Here is an 18,298-nt window from a genome sequence, read left to right as displayed (position 1 = left end):
CCCTCGAAGGGGAAAAATGGGCGCTATACGGTCAAGCGTTTTAGCGAATTTCCCCCTCACCCGTAATGGTTCTGCACCACCGCCTGGGCGATTTCCTCGCGGCTGATGATCCCGGCGATGTCCTCGGGCCGCGGCAGGCCGCGCACCTCCTTGACGACGATCGCATAGGAGCGGCTGCGCCGGTTCATGCGGGTGACGACGGTGTTGAGATTGTGCTGGGTCGAGGCCAGGATGAATTCGGTCGAGCCGATGTCGGCGAGGGTCTGCGTGGTAAAACGGTCGGCGCGATAGGGAATCGTGCCGAAGCGCACGAAGCCGCTGATGCGGCCGCCGTCGGTCAGGATCACCCGGCTGGTCTCGACATCGAGCTGCTTCAGCGCGTCGCTCACCTTCATCGCCCCCGGCAGGATCTCGAAATTCGTCGCCATCACCTCGGTGACCGGCTGAACGAGGAACATGTTGGTGGTCCGGTCGGTCGGCACCGCCCGGCCCTGCCGCTTCAGATTGTTGGTGTAGACGTCGGTCACGATCAGCCAGCGCCGCGTGCCCATGGCAAAGGCGACAGCCAGCACCAGCGGCAGCACGATCTGATAGTCGCGGGTCATCTCGAAGATCATCACGATCGCGGTCATCGCCGCGCTGGTGGCGCCGCCGATCATCGCGCCCATGCCGAGGACGGCGAAGGTCTCGACGGAAATGCCGGCATCCGGCGCCACCGCCATGCCGAGCGCGCCGACGGCGCCGCCGAGCGCCGCGCCCATGAACAGGCTCGGCGTGAAGACGCCGCCCGAGGCGCCCGAGCCGAGGCTGGCGCAGGTCGCCAGAAGCTTGCCGAGGAACAGCGCCAGCAACAGCAGCGCGCTGGTGTAGCCGCCGTCGAGAACGTCCTGGATGGTGGCGTAGCCGGCGCTGTAGACATGGTAGTGGCCGGTGACCAGCAGGAACAGATAGCCGGTCACCCCAACGATGGTCATGCCGACGACGTTCTGCCAATAGGGGTTGAGCTTGGTCGCGGCGAACCAATCCTCCGAAGCGGCGAGCAGTTTGATCAGGGCGAAGGTGGCAAAGCCCATCACCACCCCGAGCAGCGCGGCGAGGAGGAGGACGACGCCGCTGACGGCCTCGACCTGCGGCAGGCCGCCGAGCGGCACGATGAAGGCCGCGTCGACGCCGAGCGCCAGGCTGTAGACATAGGTCGCCGTCGCCGTCGCGACGCCCACCGGCAGGAAGGTGCGGGCCGAAACCTCCGGCAGCAGCACCTCGGAGGCGAATAGGACGCCGCCGAGCGGGGTGTTGAAGGTCGCCGCGATGCCGGCGCCCGCGCCGGCGGCCAACAGCGTGATCTTCTGGTGACGCACCAACCTGAGCTTGCGCGCGAAGGCCGAGCCGAAGGACGAGCCGATCTGGATGATCGGCCCTTCCCGTCCGACCGAGGCGCCGGTGCCGATCGAGATCGCCGAGGCCAGCGACTTGACCACCGCGACCCGGCCGCGCACGTCGCCATTGTCATGATAGATCGCGTACATCACCTGCGGCACGCCGCTGCCGCGGGCTTCGGGAGCGAAATTCCTGACCAGCCAGACGACGATCAGCCCGCCGACCACCGGCACCAGGATGATCCCGGCGCCCCAGGGACTTGGCGGCCCATAGGCATTCAGGTCCAGGCCGAGGCCGAGCCCGCCGTAAAAGGTCAGGTTGACGATGAAGGTGATCAGATATTTGAGCGCGATGGCGCCAAGCCCGGCGACGATGCCGACGGCGAGCGCCAGCAGCAGCATGACCGGCAGCGCGACCTCGCGCTCGCCCGGCGCCTCCGCCTGCGATGCGGTTGGCGCGGCGGCAGCATCGGTGACGCTCTCGACGGACATGGCTTCGACTGACGGCTGACGGGTGTTGCAAGGGGCGGGCGGCAAGTCCGTCCTGTATTTCATTGTCGCCCCGCGATGGGAAGGGGCGGCCGGCGGAGAATGCCGCTTACGGCGAATTGGCTGTTGAGGATGGCGGTGGCCGGCTTTCCTTTCCACGATACGCGGTCGATAATGCGCCCCTGTCGAACGTGCTATCCGGTGAGCCTGGCGCCGGTTCGCGGCGTTCCGGTTTGATGAGGCCCATGCAGCGATCTCACCCCCGTCTTCCCTCCGCCTTCGTCGCCGACACGGTTCTCAAGCGCGATATTTTCGGCGAGATCGCCTTCGGCCATCTGGAAGGCGCGCCGCAGACCGTCGTCACGCGCCGCCGCGTCGACCGCTCGGCGCGCTGGGCACGGCCACTCGCCTGGCACCTGGCCGGCCGTGAAATCCGGGCTCTCGAGGCCCTTGACGCGGTGGCGGGGACGCCGAAGCTCATCGGCGTCGACAAGGAGGCGCTCTACCGTTCCTGGATCGAGGGCACGCCGCTGCACGTCGCCAAACCGGTCGGCAATGTCGCCTATTTCCGCGACGCCAAGCGGCTCTTGCGGCAGATTCACCGTGCCGGTATCACCCACAACGACCTCGCCAAGCCGCAGAACTGGTTGATCACCCCGGATGGCAAGGCGGCGCTGATCGACATGCAGCTCGCCACCGTCTTCGCCCGCCGCACCAGATTGTTCCGGCTCCTGGCCCGCGAGGATCTGCGCCATCTCCTCAAGCAGAAACGCAGCTTCTGCCGAGAAGCCCTTACACCGGCGGAAAAAAAGCTCCTGGCGACCAAGAGCCTGCCGGCGCGGCTGTGGATGCGGACCTTCAAGCCGATCTACAACGCCGTCACCCGTGGCCTGTTCAACTGGTCCGACGGCGAAGGCACGCAAGACCGCATGGATACCGAGGGCAAGGCGATCGGCGCGCGGTTGGCGTCCGACCCGGCGATCCTCGCCCATGCCCTGTCGCCCTTCCCCTATCCCAAGCGTCAGGGCGTCGGGATCTACGCTTTCGTCGAGACCGCGCCCGGCAATGACGCGCCCGCGCTGGAAAAGCGGCTGCTCGCCGCCGCCGCGCCGCGTCCGGACGTCGTCCAGGCGGTCGAGCGTCTCCCCCGCGACGCGAGCGGACGGGTGCGCGAGGACTTGCTGCGGCTCGTCGCTATCAACCAGGTCGACCGCATCGACGCCCTCGCCGGCGACGCCGACGCCGACGCCCTCGCCGCGACCCGCGCCATCGCCGCCAATCGCCGCAATTTCACCGACCGCCGCCTGAAGGGATAGCGCGAACCATCGGTCCGCCGCCTGATCCCGTCATCTTCCCGCGCCAGCGTCGTAGTAGCGCCGGTACCAGTCCACGAAGGCATGGACCCCTTCGCGTACCGGCGTCGCCGGCCGGTAGCCGACCGTCCGCTCCAGTTCGCTGACGTCGGCGAAGGTGTCGGGCACGTCGCCCGGCTGCAGTGGCAAAAGCTCGCGCTCCGCCTTGCGGCCGAGCGCCTCCTCCAGCGCCTCGACATAATCCACGAGTTTCACCGGCGCGTTGTTGCCGATGTTGAACAGGCGGAACGGCGCGTTGCTGGTCGCCGGGTCCGGCTGATCGCTGTTCCAGTCCGCATTGGGCCGCGCGATGTCGTCGCTCGCCCGGATCACGCCCTCCGCGATATCGTCGACGAAGGTGAAGTCGCGAGTGTGGTTGCCGCCGTTGAAAAGCTTGATCGGTTTGCCCGCAAGGATGTTCCGGGTGAACAGGAACAGCGCCATGTCCGGCCGGCCCCATGGACCGTAGACGGTGAAGAACCGAAGCCCGGTCGTCGGCAGCCGGAACAGATGGCTGTAGGAATGCGCCATCAATTCGTTGGCGCGTTTGGTGGCGGCGTAGAATTGCAGGGGATGATCGACGCTCTGATGCTCGGAAAACGGCATCGCCGTATCGGCGCCGTAGACGCTGGAGGTGCTGGCATAGGTCAGATGCCGAACCTGATTGTACCGGCAAGCCTCCAGGATGTTGGTGAAGGCCACGACGTTGCTCTCGACATAGGCGAGCGGATTGTCCAGCGAGTAGCGTACGCCCGCCTGCGCCGCGAGGTGGATCACCCGGTCCGGCCGGTGCTCCGCGAAGCAGGCGTTCACCGCCTCGCGGTCGGCGAGATCGGCCCGCACGAAGACGTAGTTGCCCTTAGATTGTCCGGCCGCCTCCTCAAGAACCCCCAGCCGCGCTTGCTTGAGCGCCGGGTCGTAGTAGTCGTTGACGACATCGAAGCCGACGACGTGGTCGCCCCGTTCAAGCAGGCGCGAGGCCACATGAAAGCCGATGAAACCGGCATTGCCGGTGACCAGAATCTTCATCAAAGACGTCCGCCCGTCTCATGTTCCGCGAAGATCAGCTCTCAAATCGCTATCTCGGTGGCTTCGCCGGATTGCTGGGCGAGCTCGACCGCTGCAGAGGCCACCGCGAGATCCTGCAGACCGACGCCGGTGCCATCGAACAGAGTGATCTCGTCGTCGGACGTCCGTCCCGGATGGGTGCCGTTGATCACGGCCCCGATCGGGGTGATCGCCTCCTCCCTGACGAGGCAGGCGGCAATAGCGTGCTGCAACTCGCCGATCGTCACCGATTGGGCGATCTCGTCGGTGAAAAGCGTGGCCGCCGCCACCAGCGCCGGATCGAGCTCCTGCTTGCCCTTGGTGTCGGTGCCCATGCAGGCGATATGCGTGCCCGGCTTCACCCACTCCCGCATCATCAACGGCTCATGGGCGGAGGTGATGCTGACGATGACGTCGGCCTCGGCGCCGAGCCGTTCGCGCTCCACCGCCTCGAAGGGCAGGCCGATCTCTTCGGCGACGCCGGCCAGCCCTGGCAGCATCTCTGGGTGGAAGTTCCACGCGACCACCTTCTCGAACGACCGCTGTTCGGCCGCGGCACGCAGCTGGAAGGCGGCCTGGTGCCCCGCTCCCACCATGCCCAGCACCTTGGCGTCGCGGCGCGCGAGATGGGCGATTGAAACCGCGCTCGCCGCCGCCGTTCGAACCGCCGTCAGATAGTTGCCGCCGACCAGCGCCTTGAGCTGACCGGTATCGGCGTCGAACAGGAAGACCGTCGACTGGTGATTGGTCAGTCCCTTGGCGGCATTCCCCGGCCAATAGCCGCCGGATTTCAGGCCGAGCACGAGGCCGGAGCGGTCGAAACCCGACTTGAAGCCATAAAGCGCGTCAGCATGGCCGATCGCCTCGCGGATGACCGGGAAGTTATATGCGTCGCCCTTGGCCATCGCGGCGAACACCGCTTCGACCGCCTTGAAGGCATCGGCGCGGCCGACCAGTTTCTTGCAGGTGTCCTCCGAAACGATGAACATGCCTCGTCCTCAGTACGCCAGGCCGCGGGCGGTGACCGGCCACAGGGTCTCGACCTTGCCGTTGCGCACGCCGACATACCAGTCGTGGACGTTGCAGGTCGGGTCGCAATGGCCCGGCACGAGACGCAGCTTCTCGTTGACCTTCAGCACGCCGTTCGGGTCCTCGATGACGCCATGCTCGTCCGAGCATTTGACGTATTTGACGTCGCCGCGCCCGTAGATGAACGGCAGTCCGCTGTCGACCGACTGCGCCTTCAGCCCGGCGTCGCAGATCGCCTTGTCCGCCTTGGCGTGGCTCATCACCGAGGTGAGGAGGAACAGCGCGTTCTCCCATTCGCCGTGGTCGATCCGGTTGCCGTCCTTGTCGAGGATGCGGCCGTAATCGGCGTCCATGAAGGCGTAGGAGCCGCACTGCAGCTCGTTGTAGACGCCGGAATTGCCTTCGAAATAATAGCTGCCGGTGCCGCCACCGCCGACGATGTCGCACTCGAGTCCTTCGGCCTTCAGCGCGTCGACGGCGTCCTTCACCATCGCCACGGCGATGTCGATCTTGGCCTTGCGGTCCTCGTATTTGTCCATGTGCTGCATCGCGCCCTGATAGGCCTGAATGCCGCTGAACTTCAGGCCGGGCGCCGCGTCGATCGCCTTGGCGATCTTGACCACATCCTCGGTTTTGGTGACGCCGCAGCGGCCGGCGCCGCAATCGATCTCGACGAGGCACTCGATCGTCGTGCCGTGCTTTTGCGCCGCCGCCGAGAGATCGGCGACATTGGCGACGTCATCGACGCAGACGATCGTGCGCGCGCCGAGCTTCGGGATGCGGGCGAGGCGATCGATCTTGGCCGGGTCGCGAACCTGGTTCGACACCAGCACGTCCTTGATGCCGCCGCGGGCGAAAGCCTCGGCCTCGCTCACCTTCTGACAGCACACGCCGCAGGAGCCGCCGAGGCTCTCCTGCAGCTTTTGTACGTCGACGGACTTGTGCATCTTGCCGTGGCTGCGATGGCGCACGCCCATGTCCCTGGCGAATTTGCCCATCTTCTCGACGTTGCGCTCCAGCGCGTCGAGATCAAGAATCAGGCAGGGCGTCTGGATCTCGTTCTCGGACATTCCGACCGCCGCCGGAATGTTGTAGCCGACCTCGAAGTCGTCGATCTTGATCGGTGCGTTCATGGCTTCTCTCCCTCAGCTCTGCATCCAGGGCAGCTTCTTCAAATCGACATTGCCGCCGGTCAGGATAACCCCGACCCGCTTGCCGGCGAACACGTCCCGGTTCTTCAGGATCGTCGCCAGCGGCACGGCGCAACTCGGTTCGATGACGATCTTCATGCGCTGCCACGTCAGATACATGGCCTCGATGATCTCTTCCTCGGTGGCCAATAGCACGTCGGTGACGTAATTCGAGACGAAATGCCAGGTCCGCGGGCGAAGGCTCACTTTCAGCCCGTCGGCCACCGTCTGCGGCGCGTCGTCCTCGATGATCTCGCCGGCATGGAACGAGCGATAGGCGTCGTCGGCGTTCTTCGGCTCGGCCGCGTAGATCTTGGTCGATGGCGACATGTGGGACATGGTGAGACACGTCCCGGAGATCATGCCGCCGCCGCCGATCGGCGCGACCACCGCGTCGAGCGGTCCGACATCCTCGTTGAGTTCCAGCGAACAGGTGCCCTGCCCGGCGATCACCCGGGCGTCGTTGTAAGGGTGCACGAAGTCCGCCCCGGTGCTGGCCACGACCTCCTCCAGCATCGCCTCGCGCGCCGCCGTCGAAGGTTCGCATTCGCGCACCTCGCCGCCATACCCGCGCACGGCGGCCTTCTTGGCCTCGGGCGCGGTGCGCGGCATGACGGCGATCGCCTTGATGCCGCGCCGGCCGGCAGCATAGGAGAGCGACAGGGCATGATTGCCGGACGAGTGCGTGGCAACGCCTTTTTCCGCCTGGGCTTCCGACAGGCTGAACACCGCATTCGACGCGCCGCGCGCCTTGAAGGCCCCGGCCTTCTGGAAATTCTCGCATTTGAAGAACAGCTCGGCGCCGCTCAGCTCATTGAAATAGCTCGAGGTCAGCACCGGCGTACGGTGGACATAGGGCGCGATCCGCTCCCGGGCCTTCTTGACGTCGTCGAATGTCGGAATGTCGATCTCTTGAGTGTCCGTTTTCATGTCCATCGCCTGTCCTCACGCCGCCTTGGAGAGCGCGGCGCTCTTCGTCGACCGATAATATTCCTGCGCCGCGGCGACGCCCGAGCCGAGCTTGATCGGGTAGTCGAGATCCTTCATCGCCATTTCCAGCGTGGCAAGCCCCGACAGCGCCATGACCTCGGTCAGCGAGCCCAGATGTCCAATCCGGAACGCCTTGCCGGCCATCTGCCCGAGACCGACGCCGAAAGAGACGTCGTAGGCATCGTAGGCATGATTGGTCAGCGTGTCGCTGTTGAAGCCGGCGGGAACCAGCACCGCCGTGACCGTATCGGAATAAAGCCTCGGCTCCTTGGCGCAGACCTGCAGTCCCCAGGCGTCGACCGCCCGGCGCACGCCCTCGGCAATGCGGGCATGGCGGGCGAACACGTTCTCCAGCCCTTCCTCGAGCAGCATGTCGAGGCTCTTGCGCAATCCCTGGATCAACTGCACCGGCGGAGTGTAGGGAAATCCGCCCTTGGCGTTGGCGCCCGCCATGTCGCGGAAGTCGAAGAAGCAGCGCGGACACTGGGCGTCCGCGACGGCCTCCATGGCCTTCCTGCTGACGCCGACGATCGCCATGCCGGTCGGCAGCATGAACCCCTTCTGCGAACCCGAGACGGCGAGATCGACACCCCATTCGTCCATACGGAAATCCATCGAGGCCAGTGACGAAACGGCATCGACATAAAGCATGGCCGGATGCGCCGCGTCGTCCATCGCCCGGCGAACCGCCCCGACATCGCTGACGACGCCGGTCGCGGTCTCGTTATGGGTGACGAGCACCGCCTTGATCTCCTTGCGCGTGTCGGCGGCGAGACGCTGACCGATAAGATCGGCGGGCGCGCCTTCGCCCCATTCGCATTCGATGATCTCGACGTCGAGCCCGTGACGCTGGCACAGATCGATCCAGCGGTGTGAGAACATCCCGTGCCGGGCCGCGAGAACCTTGTCACCGGGCGACAGCGTGTTGGTGACGGCCGCTTCCCACCCGCCCGTGCCGCTGGCGGGAAAGGTGATGATCGTGCCGCTCGTGGTCTTGAAGACCTTCTTCAGGTCGCTCAGGACAGGGGCGAGAATGCCGACGAAATCCGGCGATCGATGATCCTCGGTCTGACCCGACAGCGCGAACCGCAGGCGATCCGGAATATTGGTCGGACCGGGTATGAAAACGGGGTTTTGACCGGTCATATTTCTCTCCCTGATAATCGGCTTACCACAAGGTAGCGACGCCTGCCGAATTTGCAATTTTTCTGAAAATTATTTCCGTTAATGCCAATTTATTGATTTTTTCATATATCTATCAGCGCTTTACATTTTTTCATCCGTAGCAGAATTATTTTTGCCGGAAATTTTTTTCATGGCAGGATGGGGGTGGATTACGGAAGGTGGGCGGCAAGGAAGCGATCATGAGCAAGGCCGATGACCTCCCACGACGCTCGCGCGGGCGGCCGCGAACCCAGCCGATCGACGAGCAGGCCGCTCCGGTTCAGGCCCTGGACCGGGGGCTGACGGTGTTGCGGACATTGGCGAAGGACAGCGGCCTGACGCTGACCGATATCGCGCTGCGGCTCGGCATGCCGCCCTCCTCCGCGCATCGGATCCTGGCGACCTTGCAGAAACATGGATTTGCCGAATTCGATGGCTCCGCCCAGGAGTGGTCGGTCGGCATCGAGGCCTTCCGGGTCGGCAACGCGTACCTGGTGGGGACCAATTTACTCGAGGCGGCGCGCGAGTTCATGCGGCGGCTGATGGACGAGACCGGGGAGACCGCCAACCTCGCCATTGCCGACAATGGCGAGGTGGTGTTTCTCAGCCAGGTGGAATCGCATAATCCGATCCGGGCCTTCTTCCGGCCGGGTACCCGCGGCCATTTGCACGCATCCGGCATCGGCAAGGCGCTGCTCGCCAACATGGGCCGCGACGAGGTCGAGACGATCCTGCAAAGACGAGGCCTGCCCGAATTCACCCCGAAGACCCTCACCTCTCCGAATGCGCTTTATGCCAATCTCGCAGCGACGCACGCGCGCGGCTGGTCCTTCGACGACGAGGAACGCTATCTCGGAATGCGCTGCATCGCGGCACCGGTCTTCAACGGCTTCGGCGAGGCCATCGCCGGAATCTCCGTGTCCGGCCCCACGGTCAGGTTTCCCGATGGCAAGATCGCCGAAATCGGGCCCGTGGTGAAACGCGCGGCGGACGAGGTCACCGCCAAGATCGGCGGCCGGGCGCCGGCTTTAGAGAGCGATTGAGGCGTGGCAACGAACGAGCGGCCGCGGCGTGCGGCGTATGCGTAGGCTGTTGCGTGGATTATTTGAGGATACGCCCCGCGGTTTCGGCATAAGGATGGAAATCGCGACCGAGCCAAGGAGCCGCCTTTGATACGTTACCCCCGCGACATGGCCGGTTACGGGCCGACGCCGCCCGACCCGCGCTGGCCGAACGGCGCCAGGATCGCCGTGCAGATCGTCCTCAATTACGAGGAGGGCGGCGAGAACAACGTCCTGCACGGCGACGCGGCCTCCGAGGCCTTCCTGTCCGAGATCGTCGGTGCGGCCGCCTGGCCGGGCCAGCGCCACTGGAACATGGAATCGATCTACGAATATGGCGCGCGGGCCGGTTTCTGGCGGCTGCACCGGCTGTTTACGGGCATGGATATTCCGCTGACCGTCTACGGCGTCGCGACCGCTTTGGCGCGCTCGCCGCACCAGGTCGCCGCGATGCAGGAAGCCGGCTGGGAGATCGCCTCGCACGGCCTCAAATGGATCGAGTACAAGGATTTTAGCCCCGAGGACGAGCGCGCCCACATGGACGCGGCGATCCGTCTCCACACCGAAGTGACCGGCGAGCGGCCGCGCGGCTGGTACACCGGCCGCTGCTCGGTGAACACCGTGCGGCTCGCGGCGGAGGAAGGCGGCTTCGACTACGTCGCCGACAGCTACGCCGACGACCTGCCCTACTGGCTGCGTACCGGCGGGCGCGAGCAGTTGATCGTGCCCTACACGCTCGACGCCAACGACATGCGCTTCGCGACGCCCCAGGGCTTCAATTCGGGCGATCAGTTCTTTGCCTATCTGAAAGACAGCTTCGACGCGCTCTATGCCGAGGGCGAGGCCGGCAGCGCCAAGATGCTGTCGATCGGGCTGCATTGCCGCCTGGTCGGGCGACCGGGCCGGGTGATGGCGCTGAAGCGCTTCCTCGACTACGCCGCCGGCCATGCCGATGTCTGGTTCGCCCGCCGCATCGACATCGCCCGGCATTGGGCGCAGCATCACCCACCCGTTTCCTTCGAGCGGCCGTCCGAGATGGATCGCAAGGCCTTCGTTACGGCCTTCGGCGGCGTGTTCGAGCATTCGCCCTGGATCGCCGAGGGCGCGCACGCGCTGGAACTCGGGCCCGCGCATGACAGCGCAAGCGGGCTGCACAATGCCCTCGCCCGTGTGTTCCGCGCCGCCGAGCCAGACCGACGTCTGGCCGTTCTCAAGGCCCACCCCGATCTCGCCGGAAAATTGGCCGAGGCGAAGCGGCTGACCGCCGAATCCACCGCCGAGCAGGCCTCGGCCGGCCTCGACGCCCTGACCGATGCCGAGCGCGAAACCTTCACGCAAATGAACCGGCGCTATGTCGAAAAATTCGGCTTCCCGTTCATCATCGCCGTGCGGGATTACGACAAGGCGGGCATCCTTGCCGCTTTCGAGCGGCGCGTCGACAATGACCGCGACACCGAATTCGCCGAGGCGTGCCGGCAGGTCGAGCGCATCGCCCGCCTTCGCCTTTCGACCATGCTACCCGAATGAAGGAGAGGCCCTTGGCCGAACGCAGCTACTACGCGCCGCAAGGCGGCCTGCCGAAGCAGACCGAGCTGATGACCGACCGCGCGGTCTTCACCGAGGCCTATGCGGTGATCCCGCGCGGCACGATGCGCGACATCGTCACCAGCTATCTGCCGTTCTGGAACGGCACGCGGGCCTGGGTGCTGGCGCGGCCGCTGTCCGGTTTCGCCGAGACCTTCTCCCAATGCATCGTTGAGGTCGCGCCGGGGGGCGGCAGCGACCGGCCGGAACCCGACGCCGGGGCCGAAGCCGTGATCTTCGTCGTCGAGGGACAACTGACGCTGACGCTCGACGGCACCGAGCATGTGATGGAGCCGGGCGGATACGCCTACCTTCCGCCCGCAAGCGATTGGAAGGCGCAAAACCGCGGCGATTCCGCCGTCCGCTTCCACTGGATCCGCAAGGCCTATGAGCCGGTCGATGGCCTCGCGGCGCCCGAGGCCTTCGTCACCAACGAAACGGCGATCCCCCCGACGCCGATGCCGGACACCGACGGCGCCTGGGCCACGACCCGCTTCGTCGACCCAACCGACATGCGCCACGACATGCATGTGACCATCGTTACCTTCCAGCCCGGCGGGCTGATCCCGTTCGCCGAGACGCATGTGATGGAGCACGGGCTCTATGTGCTGGAAGGCAAGGCCGTCTACCGGCTGAACCGGGACTGGGTCGAGGTCCAGGCGGGCGACTTCATGTGGCTGCGCGCCTTCTGCCCGCAAGCCTGTTATGCGGGTGGGCCCGGACCGTTCCGCTATTTGCTCTACAAGGACGTCAACCGCCACGCGCGACTCGGCCTGCCTGATGGATTGGGCGGACAGCGCCGATGAGCCGGCGAATCGCGATCGAGCCGTTGGCGGCGGACGTCTTCGCGCCCTTCGGCGACGTGCTGGAGGCGTCCGGCGAGCCGGACAGGCTGATCAACCAGGGGCTTTGCGGCCGCTGGCACGACCGCGCCCGGCTGGATTTCTCGGATGGCCGTGCCGGCATCAGCCTGTTCAAGGCCGAGCCTCGCGCCTTGCCCTATTCGCTGGAAATGGTCGAGCGGCATCCGGACGGCTCGCAGGCGTTCCTGCCGATGTCCGAGCACCCGTTCCTGGTCATCGTCGCGGCGGACGACGGCGGCCGGCCGGGACGCCCGCGCGCGTTCGTCACGCGGTCCGGCCAGGGCGTCAATTTTCACCGCGGCACCTGGCACGGCGTCCTGACCCCGCTCCATGAGCCCGGCCTCTTCGCCGTCGTCGATCGGATCGGGGACGGGGCGAATCTCGAGGAATATTGGTTCGACGAGGCCTATACGATCGGGCGGAGAGATCGGCCATCGCAAGCCGATTAGCGGCAGCACATCCTCTTCGTCTGTCCGGACGACTTCGGTGGCTGGCGCAGCATCGATGCGATGGTCATCTCGCGAGCGATTCAGAACCCGAAAAGCGTGAACGCCTCCGGCAAGTCTGCGCGATCTACGCCAACCGCAGCGACGCGCGAAAACCGCGCGGCGCCCGGCTGGCGAGTTCGAGCGCACCACCGAGCCGTTCCGCGCAGAGCTTTGCGATCGACAGACCAAGGCCGCTGCCGACAGGGGAGCGATTGGAGCCGCGAAAGAACCGATCGGTGGCCCGTTCGATCTCGCCGGGCGGCATTCCGGCCCCCTCGTCCTCGACCACAATGGCGTTCTCGGGCGACCACCGCAGAACAACGACGCCGCCTTTCGGCGAATGATTGATGGCGTTTTCAACCAGATTGCGCACCGCCAGGGCCAGTAAAATCTCCTTCGAGACGATCTCGACGCCGTCGAGCGACGCGTCGAAGACCAGCCGGCCGCCCGTCGCCTCAAGCCGCCCCGCTTGATCGGCGACCGTATCGCGCAGGAAGCTCGACAAATGAACCGTCCCCGAACGCGCACCGGCTGCGGCAGCCTCGGCCTCCGCCGTGTCAAGCAACTGCCGGACCAGACGCGAGGTCCGTTCCACCGCCGTGACGATCTGCTTCAGCGCGGCGGTCCGAACCGTTTCCTGATCGGTCTTCAGCGAAATTTCCGCTTGCGTCTTCAGCCCCGCGAGCGGCGTGCGCAATTCATGGGCTGCATAGGTCAAAAAGTGCCGCTCGCGCTCCCGTGCCTCCTGGACGCGCCCGAATAGGCCGTTGAGCGCGGCGGCGACCGGGCGGATTTCCGACGCCGCGTGATCGGCGGCGATGGGATGCAGATCCTCCGCCTCGCGTCGCTCCAGCCCCTCGGCCAGCTGGTCGAGGGGGCGCATGCCGCGACCGACGCCGAACCATATCAGCGCGGCAAGGGCCGGTACGATCGGCACCATCGGCAGCAGCAGACCCTTGACCACGTCACGGACCAGTCGTGCCCTTATGTCGAGATTATCGCCGACTAGCACCTGCACGCCAAGCTTGGTGTTGGTGACCGCATAGACGCGCCAAGCCCGCCCATCGATGACCCGTTCGGCGAAGCCATCGGCATGATCGGAGAGACGCTGGTTCGGTGCGCCGTCGGAACGCCCGATCAGCGAACCGGTCAGCGACCAGATCTGACAGGTCAATTGCCGCTCGTAAGGGCTGTGCGGATCGGCGGCGATCGTGGGAGGATCGAGGGTGGCGATCGCGACATCGATCTCCTGGCTGTCGATCAGCGAGGACACCATCCGCGCGGCCTCCATGAGCCTGGCATCCAGAACCCGCTCCACTTCGGCGCGCGTGTTGAGATAGATCCACGCCGTCGCGGACAGCCAGACGAGCCCCGTCATCGCGACCAGGATGATGAACAGCCGGCCCTTGAGAGATCGCATCATCGGCCGGCCTCGCTCAGCCGGTAACCGACGCCCCGTACCGTCTCGACGACGCTTCTGCCAAACTTGGCCCTCAGATTGTGGATATGAACCTCGACGGCGTTGCTTTCGACGCCTTCCTGAAAGCCGTAGAGCTTTTCTTCGAGCTGGGCCTTGGACAGGATCGTGCCGGGCCGCTCCATGAGGGCATGCATAAGCTTGAATTCGCGGCGCGACAAACGGATGTCCTCGCCGCCGCGCATGGCGAGCATCCTGGCTGGATCAAGGCGTACGCCGTTCCACTCCAGATAGGCCGTCGGGCGGTTCGCCGCGCGTCGCACCAGCGCACGCAACCGGGCCGCGACCTCGTCGAGATCGAACGGCTTGCCGAGATGGTCGTCGGCCCCGCCATCAAGTCCCTCGACGCGGTCGGCCACGGTATCGAGCGCCGTCAGCAGGAGAACGGGCGTCGCGTCGCCGCGCCCGCGCCTCGTCGCCAGCAATTCATGGCCGGACCCGTCCGGCAGCATGACATCGAGGACGACCGCATCGAAGCCGCCGGAGAGCAGCGCTGCATCCGCTTCCTCGCGGCATGTCGCCAGATCGGCGGTGAACCCGTTCATCTGGAGGCCGACCGTGAGGCCGTTACCGAGGATCTCGTCGTCCTCGACGATCAGAATGCGCATGCGTCGTCCTTCTCGTGCTGAACGGAGCGTCGTTTTTCCTGCTCGCCTGCCCAGCTTAAGGCTGCCTTAAGCTGGGCGACCGATCTCACCGCCGAAACGACGCAATGAGGGGTCGCCCATGAGATCGATGACGATCTTCTTTTCGCTTTGGCTTTTCCTGCCTCTGGCATCGGCTCTGGCCCAGACGACGCCGCTGCCGGCGGACAGTGCGTTCGCGTTTTTCGCCAGCAAGACTCCGTCCGGCGGGCTCGAGCTGCGGTGGGAGATCGCCGACGGCTATTATCTCTATCGTGATCGCATCGCGGCGCAAACGGTCGACGGCCGCGATCTACCGATGACGACGCCGGCCGGAGAGCCGAAGGACGATCCCTATTTCGGGCGAATGGAGGTGTATCACCGCTCGGCCGAGGCCTCCGCCGAGCCCGCCGTCCTCGCCGATCTCGGTGATGCGCCGGCCTTGACCGTCAGCTACCAAGGCTGCCAGGACGACGGCATCTGCTACCGGCCACAGACGAAGACGCTCGACCTCGCGGCGCTGTCGGCGCAAGGGACGACACCCGGCAAGGCCGAGGACGCGCTGAACCGCCTTGTCCAGGGCGACAGCGTCTGGAAGCGTTCGTCGGTGCCTGCGGCGGGTGACGCGGCGAGCGTTGCCGCCGTCGATGGCGCCGACACCTCCGGCCCGCAGGCCGGAACGCCGGCGGCCAAGACGATCAGCAACCTTCCGCAAGCCACCGCGGCCACACCCGGCTTCACGATCGACCGGTCGGACCGCGGCCTCGTCGCCGACCTGCTTGCCGATGGCGGCGCGGCTTGGGTGGTGGCGATGTTCTTCGTCCTCGGTCTCGGACTGGCGTTCACGCCCTGCGTCCTGCCCATGTATCCGATTCTGGCGGGACAGCTCAGCCGTGGCGGCGAGCGGCTGTCGGCCGGTCGCGGCTTTGTGGTCTCCGCCATCTATGTCGGAGCCATGGCAGCCGCGTTCGGGCTTCTCGGCGTTGCCGCTGCGTGGTCCGGCCAGAATCTGCAGATCGCGCTGCAATCAAAGGCCGCGATCCTGTTCGTCTCGGCGATCTTCGTTGTCCTGGCGCTGTCGATGTTCGGGCTGTTCGAACTGCGGCTTCCCGCCGTCTGGACAAACGCCATCGCCCGAAAGGCGCCGGGATCGCGCGGAAGCCTGTCGTCCAGCGCCGCGCTCGGCTTCACCTCGGCGCTCATCGTCGGCCCTTGCGTGACGGCCCCCCTCGCCGGCGGTCTTCTTTACATCGCCCAGACGGGCGATGTCGGCCTCGGCGCGATCGCCCTCACCGCGCTCGGACTCGGCCAGGGCATTCCCCTGATCATCTTCGGCACGATCGGGTCAAAAGCGCTGCCGAAAGCCGGCCGCTGGATGGTGCTGGTCACGCGAGCCTTCGGCTTTGCCTTCCTCGGCATGGCGATCTGGATGATGTCGCGGATCCTGCCGCCGACCGCCACGCTCGGGCTCTGGTCGGCGCTGCTTCTGGGTGCCGGCGTGTTCCTCGGGGCATTGGACGTCCTCGGCAGCGAAGCCGGGGTTCCGCGGCGGTTGGCCAAGGCCGGCGGCCTCGCCGCGATGCTCTATGGCGCGATTCTGGCCGTCGGCGCCGCCGCCGGGGCGGACGATCCGCTGCGGCCGCTGGCAAGTCTGGCCACAGCCGGGCCAGCTGCGCCAAGCCAAAAGCCGGTCTTCCGCAAGGTCCGGGACTCGGCGGACATGGCAGCGTTGGTTCGCGCCGCCGACCGCCCCTCGCTCGTCTACACCACCGCCGAATGGTGCGTGACCTGCAAGGTCATCGAACGGAACGTCTTCGGCGATCCGACCGTCCAAGCCGAGCTTGCCGGATTTCAGCTGCTCGAACTGGACCTCACCGAGGACGATCCGGCCCGAACCGAACTGATGCGCGAGCTGGATGTCGTCGGCCCGCCCACCATGCTCTTCGTCGACAACCAAGCGCGCGAGGTGCCCGGTTCCCGGCTGATCGGCGATATCACGGCCAGCGGCTTTCTCGCCGCGGCCCGTCTGGCCGAGGGTAGCTGATATGACGGCCATCAGCCTCGGCCCCCTCGTCTTCGCCGGCGACCGGCTGGCCGCGATCCTCGCCATCGTCGCCTTTCTCGTGATCGCGGCGATCGTGGCCGGCCGGGTCGACCCGCGTATCGGCAACTGGTCGCTGGCCGTGGTGGTCGTCGGCTTCGTCGCGGCGCGCCTCGGCCATGTCGCCGCGAACTGGGAAAGCTTCGCCGACGAACCTTTGCGGATTCTCTCAGTTCAGGAGGGTGGATTTTCCTGGATCGCCGCCATCGCGGCCGCGGCCCTTTACACCCTCTACGCCTGCCGCGGCGCCAAACTGCGCGCCTGGTCGTTCGGAACGCTGGCGATCGCGTTCGTCATCTGGAACACCGCCTGGCAATTGACCGCCACGACCAGCGCGGTCGCCGCTCCGATGGCCGCCTTCGCCACGCTCGATGGCGGCGAGGCGCGCCTGTCCGACTTCGAGGGCAAACCCGTGGTGCTCAATCTCTGGGCCAGCTGGTGTCCGCCCTGCCGCCGGGAAATGCCGATGATGGCGCAAATGGCCAAGGAGCGCGGCGATGCGTTCTTCGTCTTCGCCAATCAGGGCGAAGGCGCGGATACGGTCCGCCGCTATCTCGAACAGACCGGGGTGCAGATCGACAACGTCCTCCTCGACCAGGCCAACAGTTTCGCCCGCCACTACAGCGTTGCCGGCTATCCCGCGACCCTGTTTCTGGACGAGACGGGAACCCTTCGAACGATGCATTTCGGGGAAATCTCGCGGGAAATCCTGGCCTCGACCCTTTCCGACATCGCACAGAAGGATGACTGACATGCCCGGTTGGACGATCGCCATTCGAGGAAGCCTCCTCGGCGCGGCGGCGCTTTTGTCCGCGTGCTCGACGACGAGCGATCCTTCGCGCCTCGCCCTCGGTTATGCAGGCGGCTCCGACGGCGATCCGCGCATCTCGCGCTACTACGGCAGCGTTATCGATCAAGGCCGGGAGATTCCGGCGATCCAGCCGGACCTGGTAGAGCAGCGCAATATCCGTCAGGTGGTCGATTTCGAGACCAAGGAACCGGCCGGCACCATCGTCGTCGATCCAAAGAACCACTTTCTCTATCTGGTGATGGAGGACGGCAAGGCCATGCGCTACGGCGTCGGCGTCGGCAAGGCGGGCTATGCCTTTTCCGGCACGGCCACCATCGCCCGGAAGGCGAGCTGGCCGGGATGGACGCCGACGGCCAACATGATCCGGCGCGATCCCGAGCGATATGGCCCGCATGCGCGCGGTGTTTCTGGCGGTCTCAAAAATCCGCTCGGCGCGAGGGCGATGTATCTTTACCGGAACGGCCGCGACACGCTCTACCGCGTCCACGGGACCAACGAGCCCTGGACGATCGGTCAATCCGTGTCGTCGGGCTGCATCCGGATGGTCAACCAGGATGTCATCGACCTTGAACAGAGGACTCCGGTCGGCACCCGCGTCGTGGTGCTCGACGGAAGCGAGACTCCGGGGTCCGTGTAATCAACCTGCCAGCCCC

16 protein-coding genes are annotated in these 18,298 nt (G+C 66.0%); 8 read left to right on the top strand and 8 right to left on the bottom strand.

Annotation, left to right across the window (positions count from 1 at the left end; genetic code table 11):
- Positions 1 to 56: 56 nt before the first annotated feature.
- Entirely contained in the window at positions 57 to 1,868 is a 1,812-nt protein-coding gene (locus MJ956_RS07945; protein ID WP_253963947.1) for a chloride channel protein, read from the bottom strand.
- Positions 1,869 to 2,110: 242 nt separating this feature from the next.
- Here MJ956_RS07945 and MJ956_RS07940 point away from each other — a divergent pair, with 242 nt between their 5' ends.
- Positions 2,111 to 3,181, top strand: coding sequence for a serine/threonine protein kinase (locus MJ956_RS07940; protein WP_253963946.1), 1,071 nt, complete (start codon positions 2,111 to 2,113; stop codon positions 3,179 to 3,181).
- Positions 3,182 to 3,211: 30 nt separating this feature from the next.
- Here MJ956_RS07940 and MJ956_RS07935 read toward each other — a convergent pair whose 3' ends face one another.
- The 5 genes from MJ956_RS07935 to bhcA are packed head-to-tail and all read right to left on the bottom strand — an operon-like array spanning position 3,212 to position 8,619.
- Positions 3,212 to 4,246 (bottom strand): NAD-dependent epimerase, encoded by a 1,035-nt coding sequence (locus MJ956_RS07935; RefSeq protein WP_253963945.1) that lies wholly within the window; start codon positions 4,244 to 4,246, stop codon positions 3,212 to 3,214.
- 41 nt (positions 4,247 to 4,287) lie between these two features.
- A complete protein-coding gene (gene bhcD / locus MJ956_RS07930) occupies positions 4,288 to 5,253 on the bottom strand; it encodes an iminosuccinate reductase BhcD (RefSeq protein WP_253963944.1) in 966 nt (321 codons plus the stop codon).
- 9 nt (positions 5,254 to 5,262) lie between these two features.
- The gene (gene bhcC, locus MJ956_RS07925) at positions 5,263 to 6,426 is read right to left on the bottom strand and encodes a 3-hydroxy-D-aspartate aldolase BhcC (RefSeq protein WP_253963943.1); all 1,164 of its coding nucleotides are present in this window, start codon (positions 6,424 to 6,426) and stop codon (positions 5,263 to 5,265) included.
- Between the two features lie 12 nt (positions 6,427 to 6,438).
- Positions 6,439 to 7,413 (bottom strand): beta-hydroxyaspartate dehydratase BhcB, encoded by a 975-nt coding sequence (bhcB, locus tag MJ956_RS07920; protein ID WP_253963942.1) that lies wholly within the window; start codon positions 7,411 to 7,413, stop codon positions 6,439 to 6,441.
- A 15-nt stretch (positions 7,414 to 7,428) separates the two neighbouring features.
- A complete protein-coding gene (gene bhcA, locus MJ956_RS07915) occupies positions 7,429 to 8,619 on the bottom strand; it encodes an L-aspartate--glyoxylate aminotransferase BhcA (protein ID WP_253963941.1) in 1,191 nt (396 codons plus the stop codon).
- A 218-nt stretch (positions 8,620 to 8,837) separates the two neighbouring features.
- Here bhcA and bhcR point away from each other — a divergent pair, with 218 nt between their 5' ends.
- The 4 genes from bhcR to MJ956_RS07895 all read left to right on the top strand — a co-directional run bounded on the left by bhcR (position 8,838) and on the right by MJ956_RS07895 (position 12,594).
- A complete protein-coding gene (gene bhcR, locus MJ956_RS07910; RefSeq protein WP_253963940.1) occupies positions 8,838 to 9,680 on the top strand; it encodes an HTH-type transcriptional regulator BhcR in 843 nt (280 codons plus the stop codon).
- A gap of 129 nt (positions 9,681 to 9,809) precedes the next feature.
- Positions 9,810 to 11,225: an allantoinase PuuE gene (gene puuE, locus MJ956_RS07905; protein WP_253963971.1), complete on the top strand. Its 1,416-nt coding sequence runs from the start codon at positions 9,810 to 9,812 to the stop codon at positions 11,223 to 11,225.
- The gene (locus MJ956_RS07900; RefSeq protein ID WP_253963939.1) at positions 11,222 to 12,088 is read left to right on the top strand and encodes a bifunctional allantoicase/(S)-ureidoglycine aminohydrolase; all 867 of its coding nucleotides are present in this window, start codon (positions 11,222 to 11,224) and stop codon (positions 12,086 to 12,088) included. Before puuE ends, MJ956_RS07900 begins: the two co-directional genes overlap by 4 nt.
- Positions 12,085 to 12,594: an ureidoglycolate lyase gene (locus tag MJ956_RS07895; protein WP_253963938.1), complete on the top strand. Its 510-nt coding sequence runs from the start codon at positions 12,085 to 12,087 to the stop codon at positions 12,592 to 12,594. The genes MJ956_RS07900 and MJ956_RS07895 overlap by 4 nt, the downstream gene beginning before the upstream one ends.
- 124 nt (positions 12,595 to 12,718) lie before the next feature.
- Here the strand turns inward: MJ956_RS07895 and MJ956_RS07890 are convergent, their stop codons facing one another.
- Together MJ956_RS07890 and MJ956_RS07885 are read right to left on the bottom strand one after the other, a co-directional pair.
- Positions 12,719 to 14,056: an ATP-binding protein gene (locus tag MJ956_RS07890; protein WP_253963937.1), complete on the bottom strand. Its 1,338-nt coding sequence runs from the start codon at positions 14,054 to 14,056 to the stop codon at positions 12,719 to 12,721.
- Positions 14,053 to 14,718, bottom strand: coding sequence for a response regulator transcription factor (locus MJ956_RS07885; protein ID WP_253963936.1), 666 nt, complete (start codon positions 14,716 to 14,718; stop codon positions 14,053 to 14,055). The genes MJ956_RS07890 and MJ956_RS07885 overlap by 4 nt, the downstream gene beginning before the upstream one ends.
- A gap of 118 nt (positions 14,719 to 14,836) precedes the next feature.
- Here MJ956_RS07885 and dsbD point away from each other — a divergent pair, with 118 nt between their 5' ends.
- Genes dsbD through MJ956_RS07870 form a run of 3 tightly spaced genes read left to right on the top strand, consistent with a single transcriptional unit; the run spans position 14,837 to position 18,282 of the window.
- The gene (gene dsbD, locus MJ956_RS07880) at positions 14,837 to 16,777 is read left to right on the top strand and encodes a protein-disulfide reductase DsbD (RefSeq protein ID WP_253963935.1); all 1,941 of its coding nucleotides are present in this window, start codon (positions 14,837 to 14,839) and stop codon (positions 16,775 to 16,777) included.
- 1 nt (position 16,778) lies between these two features.
- Positions 16,779 to 17,585 (top strand): TlpA family protein disulfide reductase, encoded by an 807-nt coding sequence (locus MJ956_RS07875; protein ID WP_253963934.1) that lies wholly within the window; start codon positions 16,779 to 16,781, stop codon positions 17,583 to 17,585.
- Between the two features lies 1 nt (position 17,586).
- Positions 17,587 to 18,282: a L,D-transpeptidase gene (locus MJ956_RS07870; protein ID WP_253963933.1), complete on the top strand. Its 696-nt coding sequence runs from the start codon at positions 17,587 to 17,589 to the stop codon at positions 18,280 to 18,282.
- Positions 18,283 to 18,298 lie beyond the last annotated feature (16 nt).

Source organism: Aurantimonas marianensis, from assembly GCF_024195285.1.
In the GTDB taxonomy this organism is placed as follows: domain Bacteria; phylum Pseudomonadota; class Alphaproteobacteria; order Rhizobiales; family Rhizobiaceae; genus Aurantimonas; species Aurantimonas marianensis.
Note: the sequence above shows the minus strand (reverse complement) of the source record. Positions and strands in the feature narration are given on the sequence as shown.

What these genes read in the sequence shown, in the direction of transcription:
- MJ956_RS07945 (WP_253963947.1), bottom strand. Translation starts at nt 1,868, where the DNA reads ATGTCCGTCGAGAGCGTCACCGATGCTGCCGCCGCGCCAACCGCATCG.
- MJ956_RS07940 (WP_253963946.1), top strand. Translation starts at nt 2,111, where the DNA reads ATGCAGCGATCTCACCCCCGTCTTCCCTCCGCCTTCGTCGCCGACACG.
- MJ956_RS07935 (WP_253963945.1), bottom strand. Translation starts at nt 4,246, where the DNA reads ATGAAGATTCTGGTCACCGGCAATGCCGGTTTCATCGGCTTTCATGTG.
- bhcD (WP_253963944.1), bottom strand. Translation starts at nt 5,253, where the DNA reads ATGTTCATCGTTTCGGAGGACACCTGCAAGAAACTGGTCGGCCGCGCC.
- bhcC (WP_253963943.1), bottom strand. Translation starts at nt 6,426, where the DNA reads ATGAACGCACCGATCAAGATCGACGACTTCGAGGTCGGCTACAACATT.
- bhcB (WP_253963942.1), bottom strand. Translation starts at nt 7,413, where the DNA reads ATGAAAACGGACACTCAAGAGATCGACATTCCGACATTCGACGACGTC.
- bhcA (WP_253963941.1), bottom strand. Translation starts at nt 8,619, where the DNA reads ATGACCGGTCAAAACCCCGTTTTCATACCCGGTCCGACCAATATTCCG.
- bhcR (WP_253963940.1), top strand. Translation starts at nt 8,838, where the DNA reads ATGAGCAAGGCCGATGACCTCCCACGACGCTCGCGCGGGCGGCCGCGA.
- MJ956_RS07900 (WP_253963939.1), top strand. Translation starts at nt 11,222, where the DNA reads ATGAAGGAGAGGCCCTTGGCCGAACGCAGCTACTACGCGCCGCAAGGC.
- MJ956_RS07895 (WP_253963938.1), top strand. Translation starts at nt 12,085, where the DNA reads ATGAGCCGGCGAATCGCGATCGAGCCGTTGGCGGCGGACGTCTTCGCG.
- MJ956_RS07890 (WP_253963937.1), bottom strand. Translation starts at nt 14,056, where the DNA reads ATGATGCGATCTCTCAAGGGCCGGCTGTTCATCATCCTGGTCGCGATG.
- MJ956_RS07885 (WP_253963936.1), bottom strand. Translation starts at nt 14,718, where the DNA reads ATGCGCATTCTGATCGTCGAGGACGACGAGATCCTCGGTAACGGCCTC.
- dsbD (WP_253963935.1), top strand. Translation starts at nt 14,837, where the DNA reads ATGAGATCGATGACGATCTTCTTTTCGCTTTGGCTTTTCCTGCCTCTG.
- MJ956_RS07875 (WP_253963934.1), top strand. Translation starts at nt 16,779, where the DNA reads ATGACGGCCATCAGCCTCGGCCCCCTCGTCTTCGCCGGCGACCGGCTG.
- MJ956_RS07870 (WP_253963933.1), top strand. Translation starts at nt 17,587, where the DNA reads ATGCCCGGTTGGACGATCGCCATTCGAGGAAGCCTCCTCGGCGCGGCG.